We start from the raw sequence: 25042 nt of genomic DNA on the forward strand, positions 1-25042 counted from the left end.
CGAATACGATCCCCGCACAGGGAATTTGAGGTTTGAGAAGTACGAGGTAGTGCGTTGAACAGCGTTAAAAAGGCCATTGCGGGACTCCAGAACGAACTGGTCCGGCAGGTGGTCAATGTCTTGACCGTGCCGCGACCGCTACCGCGGCCGTTCGGCCCCACCCTGCACGATCGGGTGGCGGGCAAGACGGTTCTCATCACCGGTGCGTCCAGCGGTATCGGACGTGCGTTGGCGTTGCGGGTCGCGGACGAGGGTGCCATCGTCGTCGTGACCGCCCGCCGCACAAGCGAATTGGACCAACTCGTCGCCGAGATCCGGACCCGGGGCGGGCAGGCGTACGCCGTCACCTCGGATCTGTCCACCGAGGAGGGGGTGAACAAGTTCGCCGATGAGGTGCTCGTCCAGTTCGGCGCCCCCGATATCCTGGTCAACAACGCCGGCCGTTCCATCTGGCGTTCGATCGCCAGTTCCGAACACCGCCTGCACGATTTCGAGCGCACCATGCGCATCAACTATTTCGGACCGGTCGGTCTGATGCTGCGCCTGCTGCCCGAAATGCGCCGCCGCGGTTCCGGCCATATCGTGTCGAGCTCCAGCCTCGGCGTCATCACCAACGTCCCTCGCTTCTCCGCCTACCTCGGCTCCAAGGCCGCCCTGGAAGCGGTCATGCGCGTTGCCGCGGTCGAATGCCACGCTGACGGAATCGCTTTCAGCGACGTTCGCCTTCCGCTGGTCGCGACCGAACTGAGCGCGCCCCTGGGCTTCACCGGCTACACCGCCCTGTCGGCCGAAGCCGCCGTGGAAATGCTGGTGAACGCGATCGTGCGCCGCCCGGTCACCCTGGAGAATCCGCACGGCTCGCTTTCCCTGCTCTTCAACACGATGTTCCCGGGTCTCGCGCGCCAGGGCCTGCGCCAGCTCCACCGCATGCTCCCCGACCCCGGCCCCGGCAACCCCCAGCCGCCCGTGCGACACGAAGGTCTGCCCGTCAGCCGTCCGACCGGCAAGGCCCCGGCGCCCGCGCCCGCCGAGGTCGCCACCTCGTCAGTCCCGCTGGGCGACTGACCTTCTCGGCACGTCCGACTACTCGGCGTCGCCGGTCATCCATGTGATCGGCGACGAGGGCCCGAGCCGTTCGATGTGTCGGCACCGAATCGCATCACGGTAGCTATATATTTGCTGAAGGGAGGTTCGGGGGTCGACGGTCGACAAGGAGTTGATGCGTGAAAACTCTTCGGTTGTGGGCGATTCTGATTGTTGCCGTGGTGAGTTGCGCTCCGCTGTCGGGGTGCGGGAAGGACTCCGCTGATACGGACAAAAGCGCCACCACGAGCGGGGGTGCGAAGAGTTCGACGGCGGCGGAGTATCCGCTGGGGCAGCCGGTACAGGTGACGGCGGACAATTTCGTCCGGGCGGAGACCGATCGGGAATTCGCCATGTCCGTGGCGGACGGCGGGTTCGGGGCGTTCCATCACATTCGGGAGCCGATGCCGATCGATCGGCAGGTGGTGGTGCGGGCGAATCGGGACACGCTGTACTCCTCACGGATCTTCGATCTCGATGCCGGACCGGTGACCATCACGATGCCGGACGCGGGTAAGCGGTTCATGTCCCTGCAGATCATCACCGAGGACGAGTACACGCCCGAGGTGGTGTACAAGGCCGGGAGCTACACCTTCGATCGGGACAAGATCGGGACGCGGTACTTCATGGCCGGTATCCGCACCTTCGTGGACCCGAACAATCCACAGGATATCGCCGCGGTGCACGCCCTACAGGACAGCATCAAGGCCGAACAGGCGGGGAATGGGACCTTCGAGGTTCCGCAGTGGGACAAAGCGAGTCAGGACAATGTCCGCAACGCGCTGCTCACCCTCGCCGCGACGTTGCCCGATACCAAGAACTCGTTCGGCCCCGAGGGGCAGGTCGACGAGGTGCGGCATCTGATCACCGCCGCATCGGCGTGGGGCGGCAATCCGGAGCGCGATGCGCTGTACCTCAATGTCGTTCCGCCGCAGAACAATGGCGAGGTGAAGTACGCGCTGCACGTGAAAGATGTTCCGGTGGACGGCTTCTGGTCGGTCAGCCTGTACAACGCGCAGGGATACTACGAGGCGAATCCGTTCAACGCCTACTCGGTGAACAACACCACCGCGAAGGCCAACCCGGACGGCTCGATCGATATCCGGTTCGGCGGCTGCGACGGGCAGATCCCGAACTGCCTGCCGACCATGCCGGGCTGGAACTACATGGTTCGCCTCTACCGCCCGCAGCCCCAAATCCTCGACGGCACTTGGAAATTCCCCGACGCCACGATCGTGCCGTAGCGCTCCGAACTAGGATTTCCAGGCATCCCCGGTGAGGAAGTTCTCCCACTGCTCGGCGGTGAACCAGAGTTCGGGGCCACCGGGGTTCTTGGAATCGCGTACGCCGGTTCGTGTTTCGCCGTGATAGACCTCCACGCACTGCTTCCCGGCGTCGGACCTGCTCGACTTGTACCACTCGCCTCGCATCGGCTTCTTCACGCCGCATACTCCTTCGCTACGGTCAACACCAAATCTCTGGTGGCTGCTTGCGTCAACGCTACAGTTCGCAAGCTCGCCACCGCCTTTCGATATTGGCCGACCTCCTCGTTGTGCTCGTGAAAAGTGCTGCCGATCGCGCCTTCGGCGTACACGATCTGTGGCAGTGATAATCCGCTCGCGCCCTTCGGGAAACGCAGTAGCGTGAATGTCTGCATAGTCATTCCGAGGTGCGGGCCACTCGAGAACGGGATGACGTGCAGGTCCACATTCTCCCGTTCGCCTACTTCGCCCAGCCAGCGCAATTGAGCGGCCATTACCGCAGGACTCGCCGGTTTGTGTCGCAGGGCTGCCTCGGACAGGAAAGCGATCAGTCTGAAGTTGTTGTCGTTCAATCGGACCTGGCGTTTGCGGGTAAGCTCGAGGAGACGTTCGACGTCGACGGGCGATAGATCCGGCTCGCTGATATGGGTGATCGCGCGACGATAGTCGGGGAGCTGAAGCAGACCTGGGACAAGGGTCGGCTGATAGGCGACGATCTCATCCGCAGCACCCTCCAGCCGAAGGAATTTCTCGAAGTTCGGGGCGACCTGATCGCTGTACGCCTTCCAGAACCCTTTCGAATTCCCCTGCGCCCTAGCGGTTTTATCCTGCTCCTGGACCTCTGCCCATAGCCGGAGCGCTTGGGCTCTCGCTTCCGGATCGGCCGCGTAGAAATCGAGCAGGCCGTTGATGTGGAGTGTCACCAGCTTGGTCGGAGACCCTTGCTCGAGGCGGTCGATCACTTGCCGAGTTGTCTCCACATGCAACGCTGCCGACGTCATCGAGGGTCTCGGCGATCGCAAACGCAGCTCATGCATGAAGTTGCCGAAGTCCATGCGAGAGACGGTAAGTCCGGCCATTTCGTTAGCCTCGCTATTCGGGGATCGCCCGTGGCGGACATGCCCGTGGCGGACGTCCAGCATATTTCATGCATAGTCCGCCATGGGCATTACGCGAGAAGTCATTTGGATGTCTACTTGATCCATAGCGCGCATCCGTATCGGAATCTGCGAAAGGGATCGAAATGCGCTGGGACACATGGGCTCTGCTGGCGATTACCGGATTGTGTCTGGCTGTGATCGGCTGGTCGGCGTGGGGTTTTCATCGGGAGCGTGGTGATGCCCGGTCTCTCAGATTGCGGCTCTCGACAGGGGGATGCCTCTACATCCCTGTCGCGAGCGGGCAGCGCGGGGGATGGCGGCATCGGGGACGGCATCGCGCGTTCGGCGTGGGCGGGACAGTCGCATTGGGTGCGATGCGCGCAGTGCCGCTCAGCGGTCACCGACTGCCAGGAAGGTGAGGTGGCTGGGGTGGTCGGCGTCCAGGATGATGCTCTGGCCGTTGATCTTTCGCTTCAGGGCGGGGCGGAGCCAGTGGCGGCCGGGGGCGTTGGCGGCGATGGCGACGCGGAGGCGGTGACCGGCGCGCAGGACCGCCGAGGTGGGGTTGATCTCGATGTCGATGTCGAAGGGTGCGCCGGGGATGACCGGCAGGACCGTATCGGCGCGCAGGGTGTGCAGGGGGAAGATCAATTCGCCGTCGATGTAGGTGCTGCGTTCGGTGTCGATCGCGCGCAATGAGGACAGCAGGCAGCCGCGGGTGAGGGTGGCCGACGCACCATCGGGCTCGACATCGGTGACGGTGACGGACCAGAAGGCGTCGGTACCACCGGCTTCCACCCGCAGCCGGAGGTTGAGCGGCCCGGACAGCGTCAGATCGGCGTCCAGCGGCGCGGTGGTGAAGGTGACCGCATCGGCTTCCGCGCCCCGGTCGTCCGAGCCCGCGCGAGCGCTCAACAGGGTGGTCACGCCCATGGACATGAGCGCGACATTGTTGGAGGTCCAACTCGCCTTGGCGGTCGGCAGCGGTAGCCGGGTGAGGTCATCGGGCGGGGTATCGCGCAGTGCCGCATCGGTATTCGCGTGCGCGGCGGAACCGCTGACCTCGGGGGTGAGGTAGAGCCGCCGCAGCTGTGCGGCAGGATCGGGAAACGCCGGGTGCGCGACCCAGCCGCCACCGCCCTGGCGGCGCACCGTGACCGGCCCGTACCCGTCGATCCCGTTCTCGATCCCCTTGCACCACCTGTCGAACCAGGCGCATTGCAATTCGTCGAGCGATTGCGGACTGTCGGGTTCCCCGAATCCGCTACCCACGGTGAGGTGATAGCCGTCATCGACGACCACCTGTTTGCGCCCGTCCGACAGCGCCAGCCGATCGAACATCCGGAAGTTGGAGCGGTTGTAGACATCGTGCCAAGCGCCGTGAATCCAGGTGGCGCAGGTGATTTCCTCGAATCGAGCCAGTCGCTCATCCCAGTGTTCATTGAGGTACCCGTCCGGATGATCCTCCTCGCGCGCGATCCGGGCGGCATGCCCGAGCCCGCCCGGCTCACGCACCCGATCCCGCAGATACGCCCCGAGCACCCGATTCCGGATCATTCCGCGCGGTGACGGCAGGAACTTCGCCGCATTGACCGCCGCCAGCCACGCTCCCATCCCCAATGTGATTGCGCCCCCGGTCAATCCCAGCTCACGCGGCGCGTCCTCCCCGGCGACGATGGCGAAGATCGCATCGAGCCCTTCGGGCCGCAATCCCGCCGCGATGAGCGCCGCGATCCCGCCGTAGGAAATACCCGTCAGCGCGAGATGTCCATCGCACCAGGGCTGTTGGCGCACCCACTCGAGGGTCTCGATATAGTCCCGCTGTTCGCGGGGGCTGAAGAAATCCCATCCACCCGTATTCGGGAAAGATTGTCTGAGACGATCTTTCGCCACGGGGCCATTACCGCCCCGCGTCAGCTCTTCGGCAGGGTATTCGCGAGGGCGCGCACGGTGGATTCCAGCCGCTCCGGCGGGAAGCGTTCCGGATCGGACAGCACCAGCCGCCCGAGCACCTCGATGAACCCGAGCAGCACATGTCCGACCAGCTCGGTATCGGCATCGCTTGGGCCGCCGCGCAATTCGATGCCGAGTTCGAGCAGTTCGACACAGCGTTCCACCAGTCGATCCCGCGCCGCGGCGAGCAATCCCCGGTAGTCGGTGGGCGCGTCGTCCGGCGGCATCAGAATCAGCCGCCATCGCACGGGATCGGTGCGAACGGCTGCCAGGAACGCCATCACCGCCGACAGATACTCGTCATCGGGGTTGGAATTGCGCAGATCCTTCGGCATGGCATCGAAGATCTGCGTCATGCCCTGACTGTGCTCGCGGTGCAGCAGCGCCCCGACCAGTTCCGGAGCCGTCGGAAACACCGCGTACAGCACGGGTTTCGCGACACCGGCGGTTTTGGCCACCGCCTGCATGGTGAGCCCGGACAGCCCGTCCTCGCCGACCACGGTCAATGCCGCATCGAGAAGTTGCTCGCGCCGCTGGTGCAATGGCAGCCGCGGACCATTGCGCCGCCTGGGCCGCGGCTCCGCGCGCTCCGGCGATATCTGCCAGACGCCGACGGACTTCTTCTCGATGCTCACCCAGTCATGATCCCTCAGTGTGGTGGCTCGCCGACATGCACCCCGAACCGGACTGACCGCATCGCTACGGTCGCGTAGAAATTGGCGAGTCCTGCCGTTGACGGGCGTTTCCCTGCGTGAATACTCTTTCTACGCAAGCGTAGTAGTGAAAACTACGCAGAAGTAGAAAATGGGTGGGACAGCTATGCCACTGATCGAATCCCTGCGCTCCTGGCTCGCACTGCCGGAGGTGGAACCGGCGCAGGACTACGGATTCTTCGGACCCGATTCCGTCGCCTGGAAGGTGTGGAGCTATCCGAGCAGCCTGACCATCGGCTTCCAGCGCGCCGTCGTCATCGAGGAACTCGACCCCGCGCTGGTCGCGTCCGTGGATGCCACGGCCGCCATCTACGATCGCCCGCGCACCCGCTACGACCGCACTCTGCGCTATTTCGCGATGGTCATGTTCGCCGACAGCCGCTCCACCGCCAAGGCCGCGGACGTGCTGGTCAAGATCCACTCCAAGGGCGTGGGCACCTGCCCGGTCACCGGACAGCGCTATGACGCCAATGATCCCAAGTCGCAGTTGTGGATTCACCTGACGGCCTGGCATTCGCTGCTCATCGCGTACGAGAAGTACGGCCCCGGCCGCTTGAGCGCGGAGGAGGAGGGCCGGTACTGGGAGGAGTGCGCGCGGGCGGCCGAACTCCAGACCTGCGATCCGGCCGATGTGCCGCGCACCCGAGAGGGGATCCAGGATTACTTCGAACAGATGCGACCCCAGCTGCTCGGCTCGGAGATCGCGAAAAAGGCGATGCGGCATCTGCTGCGCGCCGATGTCATGCTGCCGCCCATGCCGCCGCTGCTGCGGCCCGCGTTCTATATCGTCTCGGCGTTCCTGCGCCGGGGAACGCTGGCCACCATGCCGCGCTGGATGCGGAAGATGGCCGGGCTGTCGACCAATCCGCTGCTGGATCTGCTCGTCGTCCCCCTGCTGAGCGCGGCGTTCACGGTGGTGAGTCTCAATGCGCGATTGGAGATCCTGCTGCTGCGCCTGATCTCGCCGATGACGGTCGCCGTCGCCGCCCCGGTACTGCTGGGCATTCCGCCGGTGCACGAGGAGACCATGACGCCGCGAGAAGCGCAGCGCCGCTACGGCTATGACATCCCGTCGCAGGCGCACCTGGCCCTGCGCGAGAAGCAGGCGAATCGAATCTTCGGCAGCGGACTGCCGCCGGGCGATGAGGGCATCATCGAATCCCAGCCCATTCTCGGCAATATCGCCTGATCGCGGGCGCATCATGTTGAGAGATCTGCTGAACTACCGCATCAGCCTGCGCCAAATCATGTATCTGGCAATAGCATTCGGCGTTCCCTACCTCGCGATCGGACTGGTGTGGCTGGGTCTGCACCACGATCATCTGAATGAGCTGCACGGCCTCGATCTCGTATTCTCGGCGATCGGCGAGGTCATCGCCTGGCCACCGCTGCTGATCTCGAATATCGAGCTGCGATGACCGTCGGCGCCCAGCACAGCGCGCGTATGCGCGTGCTGACCTTCGGCCTCGACTACTGGCGCGACCATCCGCGGCGCTCGGTGGAAACGGCCGGCAGGCAGGTGCTGATGACCGGACGAGCGACCGTGGAGCTGTTCGGCTCGCTCGTCCGGCGGCGATTCCCCGTGCAGGAGTTCATCAGACAGTGCGCGTTCATGGCGAGCGTATCGGCGACGCCGACACTGCTGGTGGCGATCCCGATCGCCGTGGTGGTCTCCATCCAGGTCGGATCGCTGGTCAGTCAGGTCGGCGCGACCACCTTCATCGGCGCGGTGAACGGCCTCGGCATCATCCGCCAGGGTGCGCCGCTGGTCACCTCGCTGATGATCGCGGGCGCGGTCGGCTCGGCCATCTGTGCCGATCTCGGCTCGCGCACCATCCGCGAGGAGATCGACGCCATGCGGGTGATGGGCGTTGATCCGATCCGGCGGCTGGTCGCACCCCGTCTGGCGGCGGCCGTGGTGGTCAGCACGCTGCTGTGCGGTCTGGTGGTATTCGTGGGCTTCGCAACGGGTTACGCGTTCAACGTCTACATCCAGGCGGGTACGCCCGGGGCGTACATCAGCACCTTCGCCTCCTTCGCGGTGGCGAGCGATCTGATCATCGCCATGGTCAAGGCGATGATCTTCGGCGCACTGGCGGCGATCATCGCCTGCGACACCGGATTACACACCCGGGGCGGTCCGGCCGGGGTCGCCGACGCGGTGAACTCGGCGGTGGTCAACTCCGCGATCGTGCTCTTCGCCAGCAATATCATCGTCACCCAGCTCTACAACACGCTGTTTCCGACGAAGGTCATCTGAAATGGCGAATTATGTTCCGCCGGTGCTGCGCCCGATCCATCGGCTGCGCGCGGTCGCCGCGGCTCCGGCGGCGGTACCGGTGCGCCTCGGTCATCAGGGGCTGGTGTTCTTCCAGGCCATCGCCGCGATTCCGTTCGCGCTCAAGCAGTATCGCAAAGAGCTGCTGCGCCTGATCACCGATGTGAGCTTCGGCAATGGCGCACTGGTCGTCGGCGGTGGGGTGATCGGCGTGGTGGCGATCCTGTGCGGGTTCGGCGGGATCACCGTCGGCATGGAATCGCATACCGCGCTGAACCTGCTCAGCATGAGCCCGCTCACCGGCGCGATCTCCGGTTTCGCGACCACCCGCGAATTGGCCCCGCTGCTGGCCACTTTGGCGTTCGGGGCGCAGGCCGGATGCCGATTCACCGCTCAGCTCGGATCGATGCGCATCTCCGAGGAGATCGATGCGCTCGAGTCCATCGCCATCCGGCCGCTGCCGTATCTGATCAGTACCCGCATGGTCGCGGCGGTGGTGGCGATCGTGCCGCTGTACACCATCGGTCTCGCGATCGCCTATCTGAGTACGCGATTCACGGTGATCTTCCTCGGCGGCACCACGCTCGGCACCTATGACCATTACTTCCACCAGTTCCTGAATCCGGTGGACCTGCTCTATTCGATCCTCAAAGTCGTTGTTTTCACACTGATCTCGACATTCGTGCAGTGCTACTACGGCTTCGTCGCCGCCGGGGGACCGGAGGGCGTGGGCGTGGCCGCCGGACGGGCCATTCGCGCCTCGATCATCGTCATCGTCTTCGTGAATCTGGTCCTGTCCCTGTCGATTTGGGGCATCGATCCCGGCATCCGGATCTCCGGATAGGAGTTTTCGTGTACATCGATCCCAGTGGCAGGGGTCTGTCCGCAGCCTGGCTGGCCCTGATCGGCCTGCTCATCGCTGCGGTCACCACGGCCACCGTCTACCTGCTCGGACTGCGCTATACCGGGGCATTCGCCGACACGGTGGATGTGACCGCGCGGCTGACCAGCACCGGCGACGGACTACCGCAGCGGGCGGACGTCAAATTCCGCGGCATGCTGGTCGGCCAGGTCGGCAGCTCCGGTATCGCCGCCGCGGGGGAGCGCCAGGATGTGGTACTGCGCATCAAACCCGAACTCGCGCAGTCCATTCCGTCCACGGTGACGGCCCGCGTGGTGCCGAACAACCTCTTCGGGGTGACCGCGGTCGAACTGATCGACAACGGTCCGTCCGGGCAGGGTTTGCGCACCGGTGCGACCATCGTGCAGGACACGAGCACCGTCACCACGCAATTGCAGGCCACCCTGACCACGCTGCGCACCGTGCTCGACGCCATCGATCCGATCAAACTCGCCCATGTACTCGGTTCGCTCGCCGACGCCCTCGATCCCGCCTTTCGCATGCCGGGCTCCACCATCGAACGGCTGGACACCTGGACCACCGAGGTGCGCGCGATCCCGGGAGTCGGTGATCTCTTGGGCGATCTGGGCGCGGCGGCATCGGCGCTGAATCGGTCTGCGCCGCAATTGATCGATACGCTCACCGAATCGGTGACCGTGGCGCGCACCCTGACTGATCACCGCGCGGGTCTGGTGGCCCTGCTGACCTCCGCGAGCGGGGCGGTGGACGCGACCAACGATCTGTTCGCCCGCAATCCGGGCGCGGGCCCGGAGCTGGTTGGCGGACTCGATCAGACCTTCGGCGCGCTCGCCCGCGATCCCGACGCCATCGCCGCCTCGGTCGCGGATCTCAATGCGGCACTGGGCAAATTGTCGACGGTCTTCAACTGGGGACCCGACGAACTGATGAGCTGGGTGATGGATTTGAGCTTCACCCCGTTCCAGCAGTACACCGCGCGGGACTGCCCGCGCTATGGCGAGTTGGCGGGTCCGCGCTGCACCGCCGCGGCCGCCCCGGGATCCGGATCGCCGTTGCCCTCGGGGTTGACCCAACCCGCTTCGTCGCGGACCGGCGGATTACAAGGCGCGGAAGCCATTTCGGCACTGACCGGCGGTAATCCCACTGCCGCCCAGCTCATGCTGCTCGGCCCCATCCTCACCGGCGGTTCGCTCACCGTGACCGATTCGACCCCGCGACCCGGAGGGCGCTGACCATGCTGAAGCTTCGCACCGCGATGCTGGGGCTGGCCCTGTTCACGGGGTTGGCGCTGGTGGCCACCTACACCATCTTCTCCACCCTGCAACGCGGGGTGAGCGGCGATACCACAAGCTACACGGCGACATTCGGCAATGTGCTCGGCCTGCGCGCAGGCGATGACGTGCGCATGGCCGGGGTCCGAGTGGGCCGGGTCGACACCGTCGAACTCGATGCCGACCGCCGCGCCCGCGTGGTGATTCGGGTGCAGGCCCGGCAGCATCTCACCACCACGACCAAGGCGCTGATCCGGTATCAGAATCTGATCGGGCAGCGCTATATCGCGCTCGCCCCGGGAACCGGTGCGGCACAACCCCTACCGCCGGGTGGCTCGATTCCCTACGAGCGCACCGAATCCTCCTTCGACGTCTCGACCGTGCTCGCCGGATTCCAGCCGCTGTTCAGCACCCTGCAACCGGAACAGGTGAATTCGCTGTCCAACACCCTGGTGCAGGCGCTGCAGGGTGACGGAGTCTCGTTGAGCGCCTTGGTGACCCAGGCCGCCGCGCTCGCGAGCACCTTCCGCGACCGCGACGAGATCCTCGGCCAGGTGATCACCAACCTGGGCGGCGTGGTGGAGGGCCTGGCCCATCGCGGAGACGAATTGGCCACGCTCATCACGCAATCGCGCACACTGCTGTCCGATCTCTACGCGCAGGGCGAGACGCTCAAAGGCGCGGTCGATCAGGCCGCCGGTTCCACCACCCGGCTCGCGCAGCTCATCGAGCAGATCAAACCGGGCCTGGCGCAGGCCCAGCAGTCCGCCACCGCCGGGGTGAATCTGTTGCTGTCCAACGGTTCCCGGCTAGATATCACCGCCGCCGAATTGCCCTACCTGCTGGCCGGGCTGGCCCGGATCAGCGGTAACGGCACCTATATCGGTTCCTACATCTGCAGTTTGGATGTCTCGCTCTGGGGCGTGCTCTTCCCGCCCGGAGTCATCAGCCAGATCGGCGGCACTGCGCATTCGGAGGTATGCCGGTAATGAAATCAGCGAATGTCCGCGTCCGCCTGAAGTCGCTCTGGTACCTGGTACCCGGCTATTCGCAGAACCGCGAATGGTGGCTCGGATTGGCCGCCGGTGCGGTGATCCTGCTCCTGCTACTGGGGTCCAGTGTGCTGACCCGGGCCGGCATCGGACGCCACACCGTCACAGCGGAATTCGCCCAGGCCGCCGGATTGCGGACGGGCGACAGCGTCGATATCGCCGGAATCGAGGTCGGCTCGGTCGAATCCGCGCGTGTGGCCGGTGATCGGGTCGTGGTCGGATTATCGATCAAGAGCGATATCCGGCTCGGTGACGATGCCAAGGCCGCGATCAAGATGTCCACCATTCTCGGCCGCATGCACGTGGAATTGGACGCGGGCAAGACTTCCGGCCCCACGACCGAGCGCATACCGCTGGAACGGACCCAGGTGCCGTACAACCTGGCCAAGGTCGTGAACGATCCCGACTACACGCATTCGTTCGAACATCTCGAACGCGTCGACCCGAATGCGCTGCGCGCCTCCCTCGATGCGGTCGCCCGGCAGATGGGCGATTCCCCGCAGCTGACCGCGCAGGCGTTGGACTCGGTCGGCGTACTGGCCAAGGTGATCAGCGATCGCGGTGACGAGGTGGGCAAACTGCTGCGCAATATCGACTCGGTCTCGCAATTGGTATCGGACAACCGGAGTGCGGTACTGCTGCTGCTCACTCGCGGTCAGGCCGTGGGTGACGCGGTCGCCGCCCGGCAGACCCTGATCACCCAGCTGCTGGACAATATCGCGACCATTTCGAAGAACCTGCGGGATATGGGAATCGAGAACAACGGTGGGGTCGCCCCATTGATCCGGGATCTGAATACGATGTCGGACGGTTTGCAGAAGAACAAGGACAACCTCGACAAACTCTTCCAGATCATGCCCGTGACACTGCGGCAGTTCAACAACAGCCTCGGCAATGGGCCGTACGGCGAGCTGTATCTGCCCTGGGTGTTCCCGGACAATCTGCTGTGCGCGACCGCAGCGGTGCAGGGGTGCCACTGATGCGCACCGCACCGATTCGTCTCGCGATCATCACCCTCGTCCTGCTGTTCGCCGCGGGCTGCTCCGGGCTGCCGCACGGCGTGACCTCTCTGCCGGATCGGTTGCTGGGTAAAGAGAAATCGCTTACCGCCGATTTCGAGAACACGGCGGGCCTGTACGTCGGCAATGAGGTGTCGGTGCTCGGGCTGCCCGTCGGCCGGGTGACCGAACTGCTTCCCAAGGGCCGCTACGTCGAGGTCCACATGGTCGTCGACGGCGATGTGGAACTGCCCGCGGAAGTCATCGCCGCACTGGTGTCACCGCAGCTGATCACCAACCGGCATATCGAACTGACCCCCGCCTATACCGGTGGGCCGCGGCTGTCGGACGGCGGGCATATTCCATTGCCCCGCACCAGAACTCCGGTCGAACTCGACCGCATTCTGCGATCGTTCGACGATATCGGAAAAGCGCTGGCGGGCAGCAATACCGATGGGCCGATGGCCAGTCGGGTGCTGTTCCCACTGCTGGACGGCAATGGAGATCGCATTCGCCAGACCCTCGACGCGCTCTCGGGGGCGTTCCAGGTGACCCTGGCCAACAAGGATCAGATCTCCAATGCCATCGTCCGGCTCAGCGAGATCACCCAGACCATCGCCGACAATGATTCCACCGTCCGCGATTTCAGCGCCCGGCTCACCCAATTGGTGACCCTCATGCGCGATCAAGCCCCGGGCCTGGGCGCGGTGCTCACCCAGATCAATGATTTCGTGGCCAATATCAGCGCGGTGGTGGGGGAGAACCGGCAACCGCTCACCGACGCGCTGTCCCGACTGACAAGCATCACCGCGCAAATGCGCGACCACGCCCGCGATCTCACCGAAATCGTCGATGTCGGACCGCTGTTCTTCACCAATCTCGGCAATGCGGTGAGCCCGGAGGCCAATGCGGTGCGATTACATCTGCTCACCGATAAGACCCTGCTCGACAATGAACTGCTGGCACTGTTCTGCGAGCGGTTGCAGATGCGGTCCGACGGCTGCCGCACGGGCAAACTCCAGGACTTCGGACCGGATTTCGGGCTGACGGCCGCACTGCTGGGACTGCTCCGATGAGCCGCCGGATTCGCCGGCTGGCCGCCGCGAGCCTGCTCACGCTGTCGATGACCGGATGCGCGGTCACCGTCGACTCCATGCCGCTGCCCAAACCCGGTGTGGGCGGGCCGACCTACCGGGTGCTCGCCATCTTCGACAATGCGCTGAATCTGCCCGAGCGCGCGCGGGTGAAGATCGGCGGCAGCGATATCGGCATCGTCACCCATATCGACACCGCCAATTTCCTGGCGACGGTGGAACTGGAAATCCGGCAGGACATACCGTTGCCCCGGGATGTGCGCGCCGAATTGCGGCAGCCCTCGCCGCTCGGGGATATCTATGTCGCGGTGACGCTTCCGCAGCAGCGCGCCGGTACACCACTACTGCACGACGGCGATGTCATCGACCGTGAGCACACCTCGGCGGGCGCATCGGTGGAGCAGCTGATGATGTCACTGTCGATGCTGCTCAATGGCGGTGCGCTGGAACAGGTCGCGCGCATCACCAGCGATGCGGACTCCATGGTGGCGGGGCGCGGCCCGCAACTGTCGCATCTCATCACCGAGATCACCGCGACGTTGACCGCCTTGAACCAGCGCACCGATCAACTCGACAGCGTGCTGCACGGGATGGACGCGCTCGGCACCACGCTCAATCAGCGCAAGGCCGAACTCGGGCAGGCCGCGGACAGTTTCCCGCCGCTGATCTCCATCATCACCGAGAACAACCGGGCCATTACCGATCTCACCGCGAAGGTGACCGGAACCCTCGGCGCACTGGGGGATTTCACCGCCACCAGCAGTGCGGAAACGGTGAGCCTGTTCCACAGTGTGCAGCAGCTCATGGACGGGTTCAGTGCGATGGGGGACAACCTCGCCGGTGCCCTGGACCGGCTGCACGCCCTGCAACCCTCGGTGTTGGCCTCCACGAAGGGCACCAATCTGGCTGTGGCGGCGACGGTTTCGTACCTGAGCATCGGGGCGCTGACCGATCCGAACGGCAGCAGACTGCCCGACGGCACCGATCCGGGGGCGTTCCTCGGCAGTCTCGCCGATGTGCTCGCCCGGGTGATCAACCGGTTGCAGGGTGGTGCGCGATGAAGCGGCAACGTCCCGAGGGCGATCGTCCTGAACTGCTCGCTCTGGCCTGGTGGGTGATCGCCTTGGTTCTGGAGGTGGTCGCGGAACTGCTCCTGGACGCGGCCGATTGGGCTCGGCGGCATATCGCCGGGTTGGCGGCGGTGGGCCTGGTGATCACGCTGCTGGTCGGCGGCGGCTACCTGCTGATCGATGTGGTGCGCATCGATCCGCTGCGCGAGACCATGACGGTGCGGGTGGAGCTGACCTCCTCGGGTGGCTTGCTGCCGCACTCCGATGTCACCTTCCGGGGTGTGCGGGTCGGCACCGTCCGCTCGGCAGAGTTGTCCGAGCACGGTGTCATCGCGATCGCCGAAATCGATGCGGCCCAGCATATTCCGGTGGGCGGCACGGTCGTGGTGGCGCGGCTGTCCGCGGCCGGGGAACAGTATCTGGACTTCCGGCCCGATAGTGACGGGCCGCCGTATCTGGCCGACGGAGCGGTCATCTCGACGGATCGCACCGGTACACCGGTGACGATCAACGAATTCCTCACCGATACGGCGGGATTCATCGGCGGGCTGAACCCCGACCGGCTGAATGTGATTGTCGCCGAACTGGATAAGGCACTGGCCGGTGGACCGGACCGGCTGCGCACCGTGCTCAGCGGAATCAGCCAGGCCATGAACGGCTTGACCGGATTACTGCCGCAAACCCGCAATCTCATCGAGAAGCTCGAGGTGATCGCCGAGACCACCAGCCACGCACAACCCGATCTCGGCACCCTCGTCGGCGGGGCGGGAGTGCTGTTCGGGCAGTTCACCGCCGCCGATCAGGAGGTGCGCCGGTTACTCGAACTGGGTCCCGGACAACTGGCGACGCTCGGCGGGGTGGTGGCCGAGACCACGGACCCGGTGACGAATCTGGTCACCAATCTGTCCGTGATCACCAGGGCCGCGCGGCTGCGGACACCCGCGCTGGCGGCACTGTTCCCGGCGCTGCGATCCGGCACCGCGATGCTCGGTATCCCGGTGCACGACAACGCCTTCCACACCATGGTGGACATCTGGCCGCGACCCACCTGCGAATACGCGACCATCCCGGTATCGCCGGTCAAGGTCAGCGACGGCGCGATCCGGCTCTACAACTACTGCGTCACCGACGATCCGGCGCAGCAGATCCGCGGTTCGGCCAACGCGCCCCGCCCCGGCGGCCCGGACAACACCTCCGGACCGCCACCCGGAGTCACCGGCAATGAACTATCGGTCCCCTTGCCCGCCAACTGATTACGGCAGCACCACCATCGATACCCGGCAGAGAGATGTGATATCCGTGAACGACACCCACGAAATGATCGACGATGTGGCCGACCCCGTGGCGGACGAGGTCGACGCGGCCCCACGCAGTGCGGTGGTGGCAGATGAGCCGTCGGCCGAGGCTCGCGGAACTCGCCGATCGACCCGTCGCACAGTACTTTTCGCTGCGGCTGCGGTGGCCCTCACCGGTACGGCGATCGCCCACGATGTCTACACCTCGGTGCGGAGCCGACACGCCGAGGACCTCGTCGAAGCCCGCGAAACGGCTCGCAAGACCGCCTGCGAATACGGCCCGGTCCTGGCCAACTACGACGTCGAACATCTCGACTCCTACTTCGCGGCGGTCCTGGATCACGCCACCGGCGACTGGAAGCGGGAATTCGACTCCACCAGTAAGGATTTGCGAGATGTCCTGGTGCAGGGCCAGGTGAAATCCAAATCCGGCACCGTCGACTGCGCCATCTCGGCCAGCGATGTGAGCACCGCCGCCGCGGTCGTCGTCATCGATCAATCCGTCACCAGCGTCGGCACCCAGGGCCAGCCGCGCCGGGGCCAACTCGCGATCACCCTGTCCCTGGTCAAATCGGGCGACCGCTGGCTGGTCGACAAGGTCTCCTCCCCACTGCTGCGCACCCAATGACCTTGCCCGCCCCCGGTCTACACCGCGGGCTGGAGGGCGGTCCTCATCCGGCAATCGTCAGGACACGAGGGGCTGGGCAGTCGATTCGGTCAACTGCACGATGCATAGGCCGCCGCGTTGCGCCTGGACGCCGGTCACCTCCAATTGGGTTCCCGGCAGCAGGATGAATTCCTCCTCCTCGGTGAAGGCGGAGAAATCGCGAATGCTCACCGCCCGGGCGGGTCGCACCTCGAAGAGCGTTCGCTTACCGCGGCTGCCCAGGAATGCCCGCGCCACACTGGATTCGGAGGTGCAGGAGGACACGCCCCACCAGGTCACGGTGCGGTTCAGCGGATATTGCGCGCGCAGATCCAGTGAGACTCCGCGCCACAGTGGTTCGGTGCGGGTGGGCAGCGCCGACACCGCCGCGAACAAGAGGCGCAGATAGGGCAGATAGGGGATCAACTGGGCACGGTCGGGGGCGCGCAGCACCCGGTTGATCTCCCGGTAGAACGCGGACTCGCAGGTGTAGAGATGCAGTGCCGCAATCGCATCGGCGGACAGGGCGGCGTGCGACCGGTCCGCCCGCAGCTTGCCGAATTCGTCCGAGCGCACGGCATACCGATCCAGACCGGAAAGCAGGGTGGCCACCGGTGCGATGGCATCGCGGAAGCTCTGTAGCGGAGTGTCGAAGACGCCGGTGATGGCGGGCAGGACCAGGCCCTCGTCCTTGACGCTCGCCAGGCGTTCCAGATAGAGCTGATGCAATTCCATGGTGGAGGCGATGAACGCGCCCATGCGGTCGGCGGTATCCCGGTCCGTTCCAGCGGTTTCCGTCTCACCGGTATTCCATCCGGCACTCGGCAGCCAATCGATCGGGTCCGCGCCGGTAGCGGCCAGCGCCGCGTTGACCATGGCGAAATGGTCTCCGTCGCAGAAGATATCGCCCTGCGCGGCGGGATTGGCGTGGTCCACATGCCGGACATCGACGCCCGGGTATTTCTTCTGCAGTTGCAGCACAATCTTTTTCAAGCTGCGCGCGTGCGTGCCCCACCATGCGAATACCACACCGCGATCGGCCTCATCCGCCTCCTGCTTGGCGCGCAGGATCTCCTCGATGATCCGCTCGGCCACCGGACGCCAGAACGCGGTGTGCTGATCGGTGGCCAGCGCCCCGTCACTGCTGGCGGTCAATGCCGCATTGAGCAGCAGCACGCCCTGGGTGAGCATGGCCTGGAACCACTCCGGCGGCTGCACGGTGTCCTGTTCGCGCAGCAGGGCGCGGATATCGGCGATCGGGGTCTTCTTGGGAATGCCATACTTCCACATGGCCGCCGCTTTGATGATGCAGCGAATGCTGATCACCCGGCCGAACTGACTGTCCTTCCAATCGTGAAAGGCGTTGTCGAACATGGCTATTCCGGTGGCGCTCTCGGGCCTCGGATACGGGTTCTGGCCGAACACCACCACCTTCCACTTATGCGGCGGATGCGGTTTGAGCGCCTGAAAAGTCAACTCGCGCACCGGAACGACACTCGGACCCCGGCCGGGGCCGATGAAGGTGGCCGCATTCGGCTGTGCCTCGATCACCGGTCGCAGCACCGGCAGCCACGGCTCACCGCCGCCATTGAAGAGATCGGTCAGGGACAGCGGGTCATTCGTGCTCACGCCCGGCACTATATGTCATGAAAATCGCTCTGGCAGAAAGCATGTCGGTGGGTGCGGGTAACGTCCCGGGCAGTGCAGGACCGCATCTCACCGGGAGTGTTTTCATGAGTTCGAATCGGGTGCAACCGCCGCTGCGGGTGGTATTGGCCGATATCAATCCGCAGGTTGTCCAGGCGTGGCTGGCGGCGTTCGCCGACCATCCCGAGATCGAGATCCACAAGGGTTCGATCCTGGACGAGCGGGTCGACGCCTGGGTCACCCCGACCAATGCGCGCGGCCTGATGGACGGCGGCGTCGACGCGGCCATCAAACGGCATCTCGGGGCGGGCATTCAAGTGCGGGTGCAGCGCGCGATCCGGGATGGCTTCGCGGGCAGACTGCCGGTCGGCAGCGCGGTCTGCGTGTCCTCGGGGGCGATCAATCCGAAGTTCCTGATCTCGACCCCGACCATGAGGGAGTCGGCCGAGGATGTCAGCGAGACACTCAATGTGGCGCTCGCCTGCGCGGCGGCCTTCCAGGCGATTCACCGCCAGAATCGGGACGCGCCGGGCAGCATCTCCTCGGTCGCGCTGGTCGGTATGGGGGCCAACACCGGTCAGGTGCCCGCGCGGGTGTGCGCCAACCTGATGTGGACCGGATACACCCTGTTCAACGACCACACCTTCGATGATTACGACGAACTGCGCGCGACCGTGCTGGCTCAGCTGGACGATATCGAGAACGCGCCGGCCGATAAGCCGGTCCGCATCAAGCGCCCCGCGACCAGGCGCTGAGCTGATTCGACACCGCCCGCGCTCGTGGCTGCCCGAACTTGTCTGTGCCCGATGCGAGACTCTGGGACATGCGATGGGCGTTGGCGGCGACGAGCGAGGGCGGTGCGCTGCTGTGTCCGCTGGAGCAGGACGGAAGTCCCGCCGGGCCGGTGGTGCGCGAGCCCTCTCTCGCCGCGGCGGTACGGGACCGTCCCGAGGTGGAGCGGTGGGTGTGGCGCTCGACCGCCGAGATCTACCGGCAGCTGCTCGACGCCGGGGTGCGGGTCGAGCGCTGCTATGACGTGGAAGCGGCCGAAGCGCTGCTGATCGGTCATGAGCACGGGCAATCCGGGCAGCCGCGTTCACTGGCGGCGGCGTGGGCGCGACTGCATAAACAGCCGGTTCCGCCGGACGCGCCGCTGCGGGCCGCCGACGAGCAGCCGTCACTGTTCGACTCCGGCCCGGTACCGCTACCGCCCGGCACCGACGAATTCACCGCGCTGCTGGAGGTTTACGCGCAGCAGGTGGCCCGCACCGCGAAGGCCGAATTCCCCGACCGCATGCGCCTGCTGCTGGCGGCCGAATCGGCGGCCATGCTGGTCGCCGCCGAAATGTCCCGCGCCGGAATTCCCTGGCATGCGGACGTGCACCGGGATCTGCTGGATAGTCTGCTGGGCGAACGCATTTCCGGTGATGCCGAACCGCGGCGCATGGTCGAATTGGCCGAGCAGGTCTCCCGGGCGTTCGGCGAAGGCGTGCGCGTACGCCCCGATCTGCCCCAGGACATCATCAAAGCGTTCGCGCGCGTGGGTATTCCGCTCTCCTCCACCCGCAAATGGGAACTCCAGGAGGTGGATCACCCGGCCATCGCACCGCTGCTCGCCTATAAATCGCTCTATCGGCTCTACACCGCACACGGCTGGTCGTGGCTCGATCAATGGGTTCGTGACGGCCGCTTCCGCCCCGAATACCTGCCCGGCGGCACGGTTTCGGGGCGCTGGACCGCCAATGGTGGTGGGGCGCTACAGATCCCGAAAATCATTCGCAAGGCGATCCGCGCCGATCCGGGCTGGCGTCTGGTGGTCGCCGATGCCGACCAGATGGAACCGCGGGTGCTGGCCGCGATCTCCCGCGATCCGGGACTGATGGAAGTGGCGGGGCGGGGTGAAGACCTCTATGCCGATCTGGCCGCCCGCTCGTTCAACGGCGACCGCGCCAAGGCCAAAATCGCGCTGCTGGGCGCGATTTACGGCCAGACCTCCGGTGATGCGCTCGTGCATATGGCCGAACTGCGCCGTCGCTATCCGGCCGCGGTCGCCTATGTCGACGATGCCGCCACCGCCGGGGAACAGGGCCGCCTGGTGCGCACCTGGCTGGGCCGCACCTGCCCGCCCGCCTCGGCGCAGCCCGAGTCCGATGATGATCCGGGCCTGGCCACCCGATACGGTCCGAACCCGAAAGCCCGTGCCCGGGGCCGCTTCACCCGCAACTTCGTGGTCCAGGGCAGCGCGGCCGACTGGACCCTGCTGCTGCTGGCGGCCCTGCGGTCCGAGCTGGCCCGGACCGCGCCCGCGGCGGAACTCGTCTTCTTCCAGCACGATGAGGTGATCGTGCACTGTCCGGCCGAGGATGCCGACACGGCCGCCGCCGCGATCTCGGCGGCGGCCGACACCGCCGCGCGATTGGCTTTCGGCTCGACCCCGGTCCGCTTCCCGTTCACCACCGCGATCGTCGAGTGCTATCACGACGCCAAATAGGATCGAGCCCGCCGGATACGAGCCGGATCGCTACGAGGTTGTGCGCCGGATCTTTTCGAGGACGGCGGCGGTCTGGGCGGTGGCGCCCAATGCGTTCGGATGCAGCGGATACGCCACGCCGGGGGCATTGTGCGGCGACGAGAAGGCGATGCCCTCCACATAGCGGGTCGCCGCGGGCTGGCAGACATCGTGACCGGTGCTGGGCGTATAGGTGTCGACGAAGTCGATACCGGCGGCCTGTGCCACGCGCGCGAGCATGGCGTTCATGAGGGCGAATTTATCTCGGAGATAGGTGATGTCGACATCGGCCGCGGGTAGGTCGGGGCGACAGCCCTTGCCCGAGACGGGGAGTGCGTTGAGATAGTCGACCAGCAGGATGCGCGCCTTGGGGGCGCGCTCGCGAATACCGGCGATGGTCGCCTGCACCAGCGGTGCGGTGGCTTCGATCTTGGCGGTCACCCGATCGTCGGCGGCGGGAGTCGTCGCGCAGGCGGGAGTTTCCTTGGCCACCCCGCCCGCGGTAGCGGCGGCGGGAACGGGCTGCAGACAGCTCATGGCCAAGGCGGGAAACCCGATATCGTTTCCGCCGATGCCGAGAGTGACCAAATCGGTTGTGGGGGATAGCTTCTCGAATTGAGGCGGATTGACTCCGCCCAGTGGGAGCTGCTGCTCCGCGATCATATCGGCGGTGGTCGCCGAGGCGCAGCTGGCATCGCGGAATACCTTGACGCCCAGGGCCGCGGCCACCTGGTGCGGATAGTTCGAGGTGGATTGGACGCAATCGGCGGGAACGTCCGTGATCGCGGGCGGAAGGGTGGTGAAGACCGCCGCGGTCCACGAATCGCCCAGTGCCACGTATTCGTGATAGGCGGGCGAATCCGCCTGTGCCGGAATCGATATCAGGGATGCGGCCAGTACGCCCAGGGCCAGCGGGACGAGTCGTGCGGGTTGGACCGTTTTCACTGCGGAAGAACCTCCGAACTGGTCAGTTGGACAGCTTCGAGGGAGGTGGAGCAGATGATCGACGGCCATACTCGCGTACATATCGGGCATTCCGGCGACGACACGGTACGACCGCCAGTGAATTCTTAAGGCGACCGCAAGCCGCCGTCGATAGCGTCCTGCCGTCCAGGGGGATTAACGGGATGCACGGGTGTGCCGGGTATCGCCGAGGCGGGGGAGATGCTGCGATGAGTATCAGGGTGAAAGCTGCGGCGGGATGCCTGACAGTGGTGGCGCTGGCGGTGGCGGGATGCGCTGGTGGCCAAGATATGCCGGAAGCGCCCAATGCTTCGGCACGGTTGTCGGTCACCGGTACGCCCGCTTCCGCACCGCGCACCACGGTTCCGTCCGCACTCGGTAATTCGGCCCAGGCGACGACGCCGAGGAACGCCGACCCCGACGGCGACCTGCGCCCCTTCGCCGCGGCGGCCACCACATCCGGAACCTCGAATGGGCGGGTGTTCTCCGGCGCACTGCGCACATCGATCGGCGCCGGGCCCGGCGGGGCGCACACCTGGGAGGTCCGGTACTACGAGCTCACCGGGACCGATGCTGTCGCAACGGCCTTCAATCGGGCGTCCCGATCCTCGGCGGATACCAATTTGCGCTCGAGCGGGCTGGTCGAGACCGACCACGGTTCATGTGTGGCCCGGGTGGAGCCGCGCCGGATCGAATTCCGGCCCACCGCCATCGGCGAAGTGCTGGCGGGCAATTGGTATTGCGCGTCCGCCGCGCACTACAACAACACGGTCAGCACCATCGTGATCGATTCCCGGACAGCCGCGCCGATCACCCTCGCGGACCTGTTCACCGATGAGGGCGCGGGGTTGCGGCGGCTGGCCGATCAGACCGTGGAACGGGTCGGGGTCAACCCGACATCGGCGGGAGTACAGCCCACCGAGGAGAATTTCGGGAACTGGATTCCCGCCGAGTCCGGAATGGTGTTGTTCTTTCCGGACTATCAACTCGGCGGTTTCGGTATGCGGAGCGTCACCATTCCGTGGTCGGCCCTATCCGATCTGATCGCTCCGGACCAGCGTGCCTTGATTCCCGGTTAGTCGCGGTCCGGAGGCCGGGAAATCCGGCTGAACGTTTCCGGCGTCGCGGGCGGTACATTCGGAAGGGCCGTTCGCGTATGGATCCCGTCGCCCATTGGGCTCGGGGCGGGACGAAGAGTGTAGCGGTGCTGAGGGAGAATACGAACGTGAGTTACACGAACAGGAAGAATTTCAGCGACCAGGCCGAGCCGGCGGTGGTGGCGGCTAGCGCCGCCGCGACTCCTGTCGGCGGCTAGTTCGATGTCCGAGCAGGAAGGACCGGGACGGGGATCCGTACCCGGACCAGGCACGAACAGGTTCGAAGCGGTGGAACGGCTGCGCCGGAAGCTGGAGAGTCTGAAGGCCGCCGAGACCGCCACGCCCGATGCGGACGATGATGCGTCCGGGGTTACCCGGCTGCCGCGCCGCCCGCGGCGCATGCATGAGGAACCCGGTGCGCGCCCGGACCAGATCTGGCGTCCGGATGGCGGCACCATCTACGATCCCGCACCGACCCGGCCCGTGCTGCGCTCGGAATTGCAGCGGGAGACAGGGTGGTGGCCGGTCGATCCGGGCCGGATGCCGCAGCCCGCGCCGCAGGATGATTCGGGTGCCGCCGGATCGGACGCGAACATTATCGATCTCGACGCCCTGCGGCGTAAACGCGCCGGTGACGCGCCCGCCGCCGGTATCCGGCGGATCGCGCGGCCGCGCCGGATCGGACAGTCGGGGGAGCCGACCGCGGCGGACGGCAAGGCGGAAGGTCGCGACGGCGACCCTGATTCGCCGCCGGATCCACCGGTGCGACGACGCTGAGCCACTACCCGGGCATGGTTACTGCCCGAGCGTGCGAATCACACGGGTGGTGTGTGTCCCAGAACGTTTTTCGCGCCGCCGTCCTACAGCGGCGCACTGGATTTCGAGCTCGAACTCGGGGTCGTACCGCGTCCCCCGCTGCGTGACGCCACCGTCGACCAGGCGGCCGCCGCCATCGCCGCCGTGGTGGTGGTCAATGACTTCTCCGCCCGCGACGTCCAATTGGCGGAGATGCGTTCGGGTTTCGGGCCGCAGCGTTCCAAGCATTTCGCGACGTCCATATCGGCGACAGCCGTCGCGGGAGCGGCGCTCGCCGATCGCCTGGATCAACTCACGGCCACGGTGAGCATCAATGGAAATGTCATCTCGCACAGCGGAACTCACACCATGAAGTACTCGATGGCCGAGGCGATCGCCCACGTCTCGCGCGGCGAACAGCTCTTCCCGGGTGAACTGCTGTGCAGTGGTACTCTCCCCGGCGGCAGTGGTATGGAACTGGGGCGCTGGCTCGCCCCCGGTGATGAGCTGCGGCTGGAAATCGACGGCATCGGCGTCATCGAACACCGAATCCCCAACTGAGCGAGGCGTTTGTGAAGATCGACCAGATTTCCGATTCCGTCTATGTGGTGGCCGGAACCAATGTCAACTGGGCCCTGGTCACCGACGGCTCCGGCGTCACCGTCATCGACGCGGGCTACCCCGCCGATGCCGCCGACCTGCGGGACTCGGTCCGCCAGATCGGCCATCAACTCTCCGATATCGCCGCCGTGCTGCTCACCCACGCCCACCTCGACCACATCGGCGGCATCCCCGCCCTCGTCGAGCAGGTGGGGATGCCCGTCTATACCGGCCCCGAAGAAGTACGCCACGCCAAACGCGAATACCTCCAGCAGATCACCCCGGTGGAAATGGTGAAACGCCTCGGCTCCGCCCGCGGCCGCCGCTGGGTCACCCACACCGTCCGAGCCTGCTTCGGCCATATCAACATGTCCGTCCCCTCGGCCACCACCACCGACGCCGCCACCCTAGCCGCCCTCCCCGGCGGCCTCGTCGCCGTGCCCACCCCCGGCCATACCGACGGCCACACCGCCTACCTGCTGCCCTCCGAAGGCGTCCTGTTCTCCGGCGATACCCTCGTCACCGGCCACCCCCTCCTGCCGACTACCGGTCTCCAACTCCTCCCGGGCTTCTTCAACCACAACGAGTCCGGCACCCGCGCCAGCGCCCTGCTACTGGCCGATCAGCCCGCCAAGATCCTGGTCCCCGGCCACGGCCTCCCTGCGACCTTCGACCCCGAGGAAGTCCGGCGCGCTTTCGAGTCTTGAGCGAACTCACCGGCCTCCTTCAAGGACCC

25 protein-coding genes are annotated in these 25042 nt (G+C 65.8%); 19 read left to right on the plus strand and 6 right to left on the minus strand.

Translation table 11 applies throughout. The features are described from left to right. Positions 1-54: 54 nt before the first annotated feature. Entirely contained in the window at positions 55-1065 is a 1011-nt protein-coding gene (locus AB0L82_RS06610; protein ID WP_364631989.1) for an SDR family NAD(P)-dependent oxidoreductase, read from the plus strand. A gap of 323 nt (positions 1066-1388) precedes the next feature. After that, positions 1389-2327: a DUF1254 domain-containing protein gene (locus AB0L82_RS06615; RefSeq protein ID WP_364632822.1), complete on the plus strand. Its 939-nt coding sequence runs from the start codon at positions 1389-1391 to the stop codon at positions 2325-2327. 9 nt (positions 2328-2336) lie between these two features. Here the strand turns inward: AB0L82_RS06615 and AB0L82_RS06620 are convergent, their stop codons facing one another. The 4 genes from AB0L82_RS06620 to AB0L82_RS06635 form a co-directional block, all read right to left on the minus strand. Further along, on the minus strand, positions 2337-2525 hold the full coding sequence (locus AB0L82_RS06620; protein ID WP_364631992.1) for a DUF397 domain-containing protein: 189 nt from the start codon (positions 2523-2525) through the stop codon (positions 2337-2339). Beyond that, the gene (locus tag AB0L82_RS06625; RefSeq protein ID WP_364631995.1) at positions 2522-3400 is read right to left on the minus strand and encodes a DUF5753 domain-containing protein; all 879 of its coding nucleotides are present in this window, start codon (positions 3398-3400) and stop codon (positions 2522-2524) included. The genes AB0L82_RS06620 and AB0L82_RS06625 overlap by 4 nt, the downstream gene beginning before the upstream one ends. A gap of 435 nt (positions 3401-3835) precedes the next feature. Then, positions 3836-5338 (minus strand): CocE/NonD family hydrolase, encoded by a 1503-nt coding sequence (locus AB0L82_RS06630; RefSeq protein WP_364631998.1) that lies wholly within the window; start codon positions 5336-5338, stop codon positions 3836-3838. Positions 5339-5358: 20 nt separating this feature from the next. Continuing rightward, positions 5359-6033 carry a TetR/AcrR family transcriptional regulator gene (locus tag AB0L82_RS06635; RefSeq protein ID WP_364632001.1) on the minus strand — a complete coding sequence of 225 codons (675 nt, stop codon included), beginning with the start codon at positions 6031-6033 and terminating at the stop codon, positions 5359-5361. A gap of 184 nt (positions 6034-6217) precedes the next feature. Here AB0L82_RS06635 and AB0L82_RS06640 point away from each other — a divergent pair, with 184 nt between their 5' ends. Genes AB0L82_RS06640 through AB0L82_RS06690 form a run of 11 tightly spaced genes read left to right on the plus strand, consistent with a single transcriptional unit; the run spans position 6218 to position 16677 of the window. Further along, a complete protein-coding gene (locus AB0L82_RS06640; RefSeq protein WP_364632003.1) occupies positions 6218-7300 on the plus strand; it encodes an oxygenase MpaB family protein in 1083 nt (360 codons plus the stop codon). A gap of 13 nt (positions 7301-7313) precedes the next feature. Then, positions 7314-7529 carry a hypothetical protein gene (locus AB0L82_RS06645; protein WP_364632006.1) on the plus strand — a complete coding sequence of 72 codons (216 nt, stop codon included), beginning with the start codon at positions 7314-7316 and terminating at the stop codon, positions 7527-7529. Then, positions 7526-8371 (plus strand): ABC transporter permease, encoded by an 846-nt coding sequence (locus AB0L82_RS06650; RefSeq protein WP_364632009.1) that lies wholly within the window; start codon positions 7526-7528, stop codon positions 8369-8371. The genes AB0L82_RS06645 and AB0L82_RS06650 overlap by 4 nt, the downstream gene beginning before the upstream one ends. Before the next feature lies 1 nt (position 8372). Further along, positions 8373-9233 (plus strand): ABC transporter permease, encoded by an 861-nt coding sequence (locus AB0L82_RS06655; RefSeq protein WP_364632011.1) that lies wholly within the window; start codon positions 8373-8375, stop codon positions 9231-9233. Positions 9234-9241: 8 nt separating this feature from the next. Next, positions 9242-10501, plus strand: coding sequence for an MCE family protein (locus AB0L82_RS06660; protein ID WP_364632013.1), 1260 nt, complete (start codon positions 9242-9244; stop codon positions 10499-10501). Between the two features lie 2 nt (positions 10502-10503). Then, positions 10504-11529, plus strand: a complete 1026-nt coding sequence (locus AB0L82_RS06665) for an MlaD family protein (protein WP_364632016.1) — start codon at positions 10504-10506, stop codon at positions 11527-11529. Beyond that, positions 11529-12572 (plus strand): MCE family protein, encoded by a 1044-nt coding sequence (locus tag AB0L82_RS06670; RefSeq protein WP_364632018.1) that lies wholly within the window; start codon positions 11529-11531, stop codon positions 12570-12572. Before AB0L82_RS06665 ends, AB0L82_RS06670 begins: the two co-directional genes overlap by 1 nt. After that, positions 12572-13666, plus strand: a complete 1095-nt coding sequence (locus AB0L82_RS06675; protein WP_364632021.1) for an MCE family protein — start codon at positions 12572-12574, stop codon at positions 13664-13666. Before AB0L82_RS06670 ends, AB0L82_RS06675 begins: the two co-directional genes overlap by 1 nt. Further along, complete coding sequence (locus AB0L82_RS06680) at positions 13663-14745, plus strand: MCE family protein (RefSeq protein WP_364632023.1); 1083 nt, start codon at positions 13663-13665, stop codon at positions 14743-14745. Before AB0L82_RS06675 ends, AB0L82_RS06680 begins: the two co-directional genes overlap by 4 nt. Next, on the plus strand, positions 14742-16007 hold the full coding sequence (locus tag AB0L82_RS06685; RefSeq protein WP_364632025.1) for an MlaD family protein: 1266 nt from the start codon (positions 14742-14744) through the stop codon (positions 16005-16007). Before AB0L82_RS06680 ends, AB0L82_RS06685 begins: the two co-directional genes overlap by 4 nt. A 46-nt stretch (positions 16008-16053) precedes the next feature. Continuing rightward, the gene (locus tag AB0L82_RS06690; RefSeq protein ID WP_364632028.1) at positions 16054-16677 is read left to right on the plus strand and encodes a hypothetical protein; all 624 of its coding nucleotides are present in this window, start codon (positions 16054-16056) and stop codon (positions 16675-16677) included. A 57-nt stretch (positions 16678-16734) separates the two neighbouring features. Here AB0L82_RS06690 and AB0L82_RS06695 read toward each other — a convergent pair whose 3' ends face one another. After that, on the minus strand, positions 16735-18324 hold the full coding sequence (locus AB0L82_RS06695; protein ID WP_364632031.1) for an ADP-ribosyltransferase domain-containing protein: 1590 nt from the start codon (positions 18322-18324) through the stop codon (positions 16735-16737). A gap of 104 nt (positions 18325-18428) precedes the next feature. Here AB0L82_RS06695 and AB0L82_RS06700 point away from each other — a divergent pair, with 104 nt between their 5' ends. Together AB0L82_RS06700 and AB0L82_RS06705 are read left to right on the plus strand one after the other, a co-directional pair. Then, the gene (locus tag AB0L82_RS06700; protein ID WP_364632034.1) at positions 18429-19097 is read left to right on the plus strand and encodes a macro domain-containing protein; all 669 of its coding nucleotides are present in this window, start codon (positions 18429-18431) and stop codon (positions 19095-19097) included. A gap of 68 nt (positions 19098-19165) precedes the next feature. Beyond that, positions 19166-20833, plus strand: a complete 1668-nt coding sequence (locus tag AB0L82_RS06705; protein WP_364632037.1) for a bifunctional 3'-5' exonuclease/DNA polymerase — start codon at positions 19166-19168, stop codon at positions 20831-20833. Between the two features lie 30 nt (positions 20834-20863). Here AB0L82_RS06705 and AB0L82_RS06710 read toward each other — a convergent pair whose 3' ends face one another. Beyond that, positions 20864-21796: an SGNH/GDSL hydrolase family protein gene (locus tag AB0L82_RS06710; protein WP_364632039.1), complete on the minus strand. Its 933-nt coding sequence runs from the start codon at positions 21794-21796 to the stop codon at positions 20864-20866. A 227-nt stretch (positions 21797-22023) separates the two neighbouring features. On the opposite strand from AB0L82_RS06710, the gene AB0L82_RS06715 reads away from it, so the two are divergent. From AB0L82_RS06715 to AB0L82_RS06730, 4 genes are all read left to right on the plus strand, one after another. Further along, a complete protein-coding gene (locus tag AB0L82_RS06715) occupies positions 22024-22893 on the plus strand; it encodes a DUF3298 domain-containing protein (RefSeq protein ID WP_364632042.1) in 870 nt (289 codons plus the stop codon). 306 nt (positions 22894-23199) lie between these two features. After that, the gene (locus AB0L82_RS06720) at positions 23200-23688 is read left to right on the plus strand and encodes a hypothetical protein (protein WP_364632045.1); all 489 of its coding nucleotides are present in this window, start codon (positions 23200-23202) and stop codon (positions 23686-23688) included. 51 nt (positions 23689-23739) lie between these two features. Further along, on the plus strand, positions 23740-24267 hold the full coding sequence (locus AB0L82_RS06725) for a fumarylacetoacetate hydrolase family protein (protein WP_364632047.1): 528 nt from the start codon (positions 23740-23742) through the stop codon (positions 24265-24267). Between the two features lie 11 nt (positions 24268-24278). Beyond that, positions 24279-25013 carry an MBL fold metallo-hydrolase gene (locus tag AB0L82_RS06730; protein WP_364632050.1) on the plus strand — a complete coding sequence of 245 codons (735 nt, stop codon included), beginning with the start codon at positions 24279-24281 and terminating at the stop codon, positions 25011-25013. The last annotated feature ends 29 nt before the right edge of the window (positions 25014-25042 follow it).

Source organism: Nocardia sp. NPDC052001, assembly GCF_040680615.1.
In the GTDB taxonomy this organism is placed as follows: Bacteria; Actinomycetota; Actinomycetes; order Mycobacteriales; family Mycobacteriaceae; genus Nocardia.

What these genes read in the sequence shown, in the direction of transcription:
- AB0L82_RS06625 (WP_364631995.1), bottom strand. Translation starts at nt 3,400, where the DNA reads ATGGACTTCGGCAACTTCATGCATGAGCTGCGTTTGCGATCGCCGAGA.
- AB0L82_RS06640 (WP_364632003.1), top strand. Translation starts at nt 6,218, where the DNA reads ATGCCACTGATCGAATCCCTGCGCTCCTGGCTCGCACTGCCGGAGGTG.
- AB0L82_RS06645 (WP_364632006.1), top strand. Translation starts at nt 7,314, where the DNA reads ATGTTGAGAGATCTGCTGAACTACCGCATCAGCCTGCGCCAAATCATG.
- AB0L82_RS06650 (WP_364632009.1), top strand. Translation starts at nt 7,526, where the DNA reads ATGACCGTCGGCGCCCAGCACAGCGCGCGTATGCGCGTGCTGACCTTC.
- AB0L82_RS06655 (WP_364632011.1), top strand. Translation starts at nt 8,373, where the DNA reads ATGGCGAATTATGTTCCGCCGGTGCTGCGCCCGATCCATCGGCTGCGC.
- AB0L82_RS06665 (WP_364632016.1), top strand. Translation starts at nt 10,504, where the DNA reads ATGCTGAAGCTTCGCACCGCGATGCTGGGGCTGGCCCTGTTCACGGGG.
- AB0L82_RS06670 (WP_364632018.1), top strand. Translation starts at nt 11,529, where the DNA reads ATGAAATCAGCGAATGTCCGCGTCCGCCTGAAGTCGCTCTGGTACCTG.
- AB0L82_RS06675 (WP_364632021.1), top strand. Translation starts at nt 12,572, where the DNA reads ATGCGCACCGCACCGATTCGTCTCGCGATCATCACCCTCGTCCTGCTG.
- AB0L82_RS06680 (WP_364632023.1), top strand. Translation starts at nt 13,663, where the DNA reads ATGAGCCGCCGGATTCGCCGGCTGGCCGCCGCGAGCCTGCTCACGCTG.
- AB0L82_RS06685 (WP_364632025.1), top strand. Translation starts at nt 14,742, where the DNA reads ATGAAGCGGCAACGTCCCGAGGGCGATCGTCCTGAACTGCTCGCTCTG.
- AB0L82_RS06700 (WP_364632034.1), top strand. Translation starts at nt 18,429, where the DNA reads ATGAGTTCGAATCGGGTGCAACCGCCGCTGCGGGTGGTATTGGCCGAT.
- AB0L82_RS06705 (WP_364632037.1), top strand. Translation starts at nt 19,166, where the DNA reads ATGCGATGGGCGTTGGCGGCGACGAGCGAGGGCGGTGCGCTGCTGTGT.
- AB0L82_RS06715 (WP_364632042.1), top strand. Translation starts at nt 22,024, where the DNA reads ATGAGTATCAGGGTGAAAGCTGCGGCGGGATGCCTGACAGTGGTGGCG.